General features: G+C 51.3%; 2 protein-coding genes. Both read left to right on the forward strand.

Features of this window, described 5'->3' with window-relative positions; translation table 11 throughout:
* The first annotated feature begins 80 nt into the window (after window positions 1-80).
* Window positions 81-569, forward strand: a complete 489-nt coding sequence (locus E1297_RS02260) for a hypothetical protein (RefSeq protein ID WP_155133367.1) — start codon at window positions 81-83, stop codon at window positions 567-569.
* 661 nt (window positions 570-1,230) lie between these two features.
* Complete coding sequence (locus E1297_RS02265) at window positions 1,231-1,833, forward strand: hypothetical protein (protein ID WP_155133370.1); 603 nt, start codon at window positions 1,231-1,233, stop codon at window positions 1,831-1,833.
* The last annotated feature ends 43 nt before the right edge of the window (window positions 1,834-1,876 follow it).

The raw sequence follows: 1,876 nt of genomic DNA on the forward strand, positions 1-1,876 counted from the left end.
CTGACGGCTTGCGCTTCGCTAAAATCGCCGCCCTTCAGGGCGGGGAGACGTTAAAAATAGGCAAATAGGAAGACTTGAATATGCATACAGGAATCCATAAGCGGGTTGGCTACTGGAAGAGAATTGAGAATATTGCGCTCTGGTGCATTATTGCTCTATCACCAGTTTTGTTCTTGTCCCAAAACTTCCGATCTTTTGTAAGCGGCGTTTTCTCGGATGTAAATGGAATACACGAAGCACTAGGGTTCGGGAATATAGTGTTGATTTTATTCAGCTCCCAGCCCCTGGCAATTCTTTCCGAATTTAATAAAGAGTCGTCACTCTTGGAAGCGTTGGAATCGCTTCAATCTACATATGTAGCAGCGTATTTTGTAATTTCCGCTATATCCATTGTTATATTGATAATACATTCTTTAATAAAAGGGAAATTCCACGGAAAAGTTAAAGAAATAAAGCAATACTTTGAAATCATGCTATTTGTTTCTTTTGTAGTTATGCTGACGTATTTTATAACTAGCGCGATCAGAACTCAGGGTTTTTTGGAAAGTAATTTACATAGGTTTATATGAATTCGGTTTTAATATCATTGCGGACGGAGCGCGGCCAGCGCCGGGTGAACGAGCAAAAGCCTGTCAGCAACGCGAGTCTCGTTGCGCAGCCTGACGGCTTGCGCTCCGCTGAAATCCCCATCCTTCAGAGCGGGGAGTAGTCACGCGAGAGCCGACATGCTGACGAACACTCCGCCCCGGGGATGTCTTCTGCCGAGACTAACAATACTTCATATCCCGATTACGTAAAGCAATCGGGATATGAAGTTCATTAACCCTTTACGCGGATCATGGGGCCCCGAAAAGTCGGCACTTGTATAGAAAAACAAGGTCCTGCTGCGGGATTCGTATGATGTAAACCTGCAACAGCCGGTTCACCTATGGATTGCTTTGGCAGAAAAGAATTGACTGGGGGTGAGTCCTTGTGATTAATCGCCGCATGAAGAATTCAAGCGAAACGTCCATCCACCCGGCCCTTGCGATCCTGGCTACTCCCGGACAAAGCGCCGAAGTTTCTAAACCGATACCTGTACGTCCATTCCCCAAGATTTCTCTTGGGGAGCATGCTAGCGTAATCGCCGTCGGGTCGCTGGTGGTTCGTGCGTCGAAGGTTCTACTGCCGGGCGGCACCCGTTCCGGACTTATGGAGCCGAAGGATACGACCAGTGGCAGGTGGAGGCGCATGGGGGAGAACGGTCGCTGGATCTACGGCCACCTCGAGCTTGTCGACGATGCCGTCTTTGTCGATTCCGATTACCAAATTCCGAAAACGTCGCACCATCGCGACAGTCTCCCGGGGCATCTGGCCAACAGCGCCACGGTGCGGGAGCTGTGTCAAGACGAGGATTTTGCAGTATGTCTCTATGAGGCTCTAGCCGACCATCACTGGGTGAACGAAACGAGCGGCAAGACCTTCAAGACGGGCTGGGCAAACGCCGCACGGTGGGTCGCCGAGATCCGCGACATCAACGAGAGCTATCTCGATTTCTTCGATGCCGGGATCCCGGGCTTCGTGAGCCAGGAGGTGATGGATGTCCTTAATTCGCTGGGCTGGCTGCACGAAAGCGTGCGCGACACCTCCAGAGATCTGGAGATGGCAGAGAATCTAGTCGTCAGGAGCGAAGCTAATCCCGTCGGGAAAACGCCTCTATGGTACTCGTGCTGGATGCAGGGCCTCAGCGCCGAGGAGACGCTTGGCGGCCGCATGCACCGTTGCGCTTACCGCGGACAGGTGAACATTCGGGAATGGGAGCAGTTCTACATGCTTAACGATTGGGACATCTGATCCAAAGGCGCTAGCAAACCCCTTCCTTCAGGGAGGGGCAAGA

The organism is Roseibium sp. RKSG952 (assembly GCF_009711355.1).

Coding starts and splice junctions, on each gene's coding strand:
- E1297_RS02260 (WP_155133367.1), top strand. CDS start 81: ATGCATACAGGAATCCATAAGCGGGTTGGCTACTGGAAGAGAATTGAG.
- E1297_RS02265 (WP_155133370.1), top strand. CDS start 1,231: ATGGGGGAGAACGGTCGCTGGATCTACGGCCACCTCGAGCTTGTCGAC.